General features: G+C 69.5%; 2 protein-coding genes and 1 pseudogene. 1 reads left to right on the forward strand and 2 read right to left on the reverse strand.

What is annotated here, in order from left to right:
• The first annotated feature begins 379 nt into the window (after window positions 1-379).
• Window positions 380-1,780 (forward strand): glycoside hydrolase family 43 protein, encoded by a 1,401-nt coding sequence (locus tag FNH04_RS42740; RefSeq protein WP_152791628.1) that lies wholly within the window; start codon window positions 380-382, stop codon window positions 1,778-1,780.
• Window positions 1,781-1,837: 57 nt separating this feature from the next.
• On the opposite strand, the gene FNH04_RS42745 is transcribed toward FNH04_RS42740, so the two are convergent.
• Window positions 1,838-3,031 carry a 4-hydroxybenzoate 3-monooxygenase gene (locus tag FNH04_RS42745; RefSeq protein WP_152791629.1) on the reverse strand — a complete coding sequence of 398 codons (1,194 nt, stop codon included), beginning with the start codon at window positions 3,029-3,031 and terminating at the stop codon, window positions 1,838-1,840.
• 143 nt (window positions 3,032-3,174) lie between these two features.
• A pseudogene (locus FNH04_RS42750) lies at window positions 3,175-3,940 on the reverse strand (type III PLP-dependent enzyme); the annotation flags it as partial.

A 3,940-nucleotide genomic window follows, 5' to 3' on the forward strand; every position in this document is an offset into this window, starting at 1 on the left:
CCCAACTGCCCGCCTCCTGCGCAGCGTTCACCTTGCCTCGCTCCCCTGCCTCAGCGCGTCGATTCAGGGTCCAGTGTCTCGCGTGCCAGGAGTGGTTGACCGGAATCCGGCCCGGTTCCGCGAGGCGCATCGTGGCACGTCCCGGACGGGAAGGGCGCGCCCGCCCGCGCACGGCCGGCCCGGCGGACATCCGCCCTGACGCCCCGCGGGCTCTCTCCGCGACCACCAGGGCATTCATAGGAATCACCGAAGAACGACAGAATGATTGACGCGTACGCGCCGCACGCCTACCTTCTGATCGATTCACCGAACCTCGTTCGAGATTTCGGGCGCTGAGTCCTTCCCTTCCTCCCGTGCCCGCACGCCATATGGAGACCAGATGAGCGCAAGACCGCACTCCGGACCGCAGCCGTCGCGCCGCACCATCCTCGGCCTGGCCGCCGCCACCCCCCTGGCCATGACCGGGGTGCTGAGCCTCGGCGCGGGCACCGCCCACGCCGCCGACTCGGCCTACGTGATGGTCTACTTCACCGAGGCGAACAACCTCGGCGCGGGCACCGACTACGGCCTCCACCTCGCGGTCAGCCCCGACGGACTGAACTGGACGCCGCTGAACCAGAACAACCCCGTCGCCACCCCCACGGCGGGCGCGCTCGGCCTGCGCGACCCCTTCGTCATGCGCAAGCAGGACGGCACCTTCGTCGTCCTCGCCACCGACCTCAAGGGCACCGACTGGAACTACAACAGCCAGTACATCCACGTCTGGGACTCCGCCGACCTGCGCACCTTCACCGGTTACCGCCGTCTCAAGCTGCACGACATGGCCACCCACAGCTGGGCACCCGAGGCGTTCTGGGACGCCGGGCGGGGCCAGTACGCGGTCATCTACTCGTCGGTGAACTCCAGCGGCCACAACGTGATCATGGTGAACTACACCAGTGACTTCGTCACGGCCTCCGCCCCGCAGGTCTTCTTCGACGCCGGCTACGACGTCATCGACGGCAACATGACCGTCGGCGTCAACGGCGTCAACTACATGTACATCAAGAAGAACCAGACCCTGGTCGGCACCCGCTCCACCTCCCTGAACCCCGGAAGCTTCACCGAGTTCAGCACGGGCGTCGCGCACGGCGGCACCGAGGCGCCCACCGTGGTCAAGTCACTGACCTCGAACACCTGGTACCTGTGGGGCGACACCTACACCCCCAACGGCGTCTACTACGCCTGGCAGACCTCCGACCTCGCGTCCGGCACCTGGACCGCCCTCGACCAGAAGACCTACACCCAGCCTCTCAACTCCAAGCACTGCGCCATCGCGACCATCACCACCACCGAGTACAACAACCTGCTCACCAAGTGGGGCGCCCCGGCCTGGAACCGGCTCAAGTCCTACAACTTCCCGGACCGTTACGTCCGTCACTCGGGCTTCGCCGGCCGTATCGACCCCTACCCGATCGCCCCGTTCGCCGACTCGCAGTGGAAGCTCGTGCCCGGTCTCGCCGACAGCTCCGCCGTGTCCTTCCAGTCGGTCAACTACCCCACCCGCTACCTGCGGCACTACAACTACGACCTGCGTATCGATGTCAACGACGGCACGTCGACGTTCGCGGGGGACGCGACCTTCTACCGCACGGCCGGCCTGGCGGACGCCGGCTGGGCGTCCTTCCGCTCGTACAACAACCCGACCCGCTACATCCGGCATTACAGCTACGCCCTGCGCATCGACCCGATCTCGACGGCCACCGAACGACAGGACGCGACCTTCCGCGTCGGCTACTGACGGACGCCTGAGACATGCTTCAGCCCCGGCCCTCACGGGCCGGGGCCCGGCCGTTTCTCAGCCGTTCGCCGGTCCGAGCGGCAACCCCGTGTAGTTCTCGGCCAGTTCGGCGGCCGCGTGCTCCGAGGTCGCGACGCGGTCGAGCTGGGAGAGCTGGAGCTTCGTCTCGAAGGGGGACTGCTCCGGGTCGGCGTGCAGGGTGGTCGTCATGAAGTACGAGAAGTGCTCGGCACGCCATACCCGGCGCAGGCAGGTGTCGGAGTAGGCGTCCAGCAGGTCGGCGGAACCGGTGTCCTTCAGGTGCGCGAAGGCACGGGCCAGGACGATCACGTCGGCGGCGGCCAGGTTGAGGCCCTTGGCTCCGGTGGGCGGCACGATATGGGCGGCGTCCCCGGCCAGGAAGACCCGGCCGTACCGCATCGGCTCGGTGACGTGGCTGCGCATGGGCAGCACCGCCTTGGAGGTCACGGTGCCGCGCTTGAGCCGCCATTCGGGGTTGGCGTCGAGGGCGAAGCGGGCGTCCAGCTCGTCCCAGATGCGCTCGTCCGGCCAGTCGGCGGGGTCGGTGCCGTTGGGTACCTGGAGATAGAGCCGGCTGACCGACTCGGAACGCATGCTCGCCAGGGCGAAGCCGCGCTCGGAGTGGGCGTAGATCAGCTCCTCGTAGACGGGCGGCGCGTCGGCGAGGATGCCCAGCCAGGAGTACGGGTAGGTCCGCTCGTACGTCGTCCGCACGCCCTCGGGGACGGCGTTCCTGGCCACGCCGTGGAAGCCGTCGCAGCCGACCACGTAGTCGCAGGTGAGGGTCTGCTCGCGGCCCTCGTGCGTGTACCGGATCACGGGGCGGTCCGTGTCGGCGCCCTCCACACCGTGCACCTCGGCCTCGAAGAGCAGCGGTCCGCCGTCGGCGAGCTGGAGGGCGACGAGGTCCTTGACGACCTCGGTCTGGGCGTAGACCCACACCCGGCGCCCGCCGGTCAGCGCCGGGAAGTCGACCCGGTGGGCACGGCGGCCGTAGCGCAGCTCGATACCGTCGTGGGGCATGCCCTCGCGGTCCAGCCGCTCCCCCGCGCCCGCGTCCCGCAGGACGTCCACAGTGGCCTGCTCCAGGATCCCGGCCCGCTGGCGCTGCTCGACGTACGCCCGGTCGCGGCTCTCCAGGACGACGCTGTCGATCCCGGCGTTGTGCAGCAGGCGGGCGAGCAGCAGCCCGGAGGGGCCGCCGCCGATGATCCCGACGGTCGTGTGCATGAACTTCTCCTCGTCGTCGAGGACGGACCCGTGTGCGGCGTCATGTGAGTGACCCGGGCCTGTGCGGCTTCCTTGCGAGCTGTTCGCCCAGTGAAGTTGTCTTCACTTTTACGTGCCGAGTTTGCGTGCCGCTCGCCCGCGTGTCAACGGTCTCCACGGGGTCGGGCGGCCCGCACCTCTCCATCGTCTCCAATGGTGTGTCCGTTTTCGTGGTGGTTCAGGAAGTGGAATCCGGGGCGCGGGTGCATCAGGAAGTCGTGGTGGGAGATGTTCCACGCGTACGCGCCCGCCAGCGAGAAGGCCACCCGGTCCCCGGCCCGCAGCCCCGGGGCGGGGACGTGCCGGGAGAGGACGTCCTTCGGGGTGCACAGCTGGCCGGTGAGCGTGACGCGGTCGCCGGCGGCCGACGGGCGCGGCCACGGGTGGGGCCAGGCGTCCACCGGCAGGACCGAGCAGGGCTGGTCGTGGCCCTTGGTCGCCGGGGTGCGCAGATGGTGTGTGCCGCCACGGACGACCGCGAACTCCTCCCCGTGGCTGTGCTTCACGTCCAGCACCTCGGTGGCGTACCAGCCGCAGTACGCCGTGAGCGCGCGACCCGGTTCGACGCGCAGGGTCAGGTCCGGGTACGTGTCCGACAGCCGGGCGAGGCCCTCTCCGTACGCCGCCCAGTCGAAACGGCTCTCGGGGCGCGCGTAGTCCACGCTCATGCCGCCACCCACATTGACCTCAAAGAGGCCGACGCCCAGTTCCGCGGCCCAGGTGACGATGGAGCGGGCCACCGCCAGCAGTTCGGGGGCGTCGAGTCCGCTGGCCAAGTGGGCGTGGACGCCGCGGAGTTCGAGGTGCGGGTGGATCCCGTCCGTGAGAGCGCGGACCGCCGGGGCGGCCCGGGTGGGGTCGAGGCCGAAC

The sequence above is a fragment of the Streptomyces phyllanthi genome, assembly GCF_009377205.1.
Classification (GTDB): Bacteria; Actinomycetota; Actinomycetes; order Streptomycetales; family Streptomycetaceae; genus Streptomyces; species Streptomyces phyllanthi.

Bases quoted from the DNA above. Each gene is read 5' to 3' on its own strand.
- FNH04_RS42740 (WP_152791628.1), top strand. From the start codon at position 380: ATGAGCGCAAGACCGCACTCCGGACCGCAGCCGTCGCGCCGCACCATC.
- FNH04_RS42745 (WP_152791629.1), bottom strand. From the start codon at position 3,031: ATGCACACGACCGTCGGGATCATCGGCGGCGGCCCCTCCGGGCTGCTG.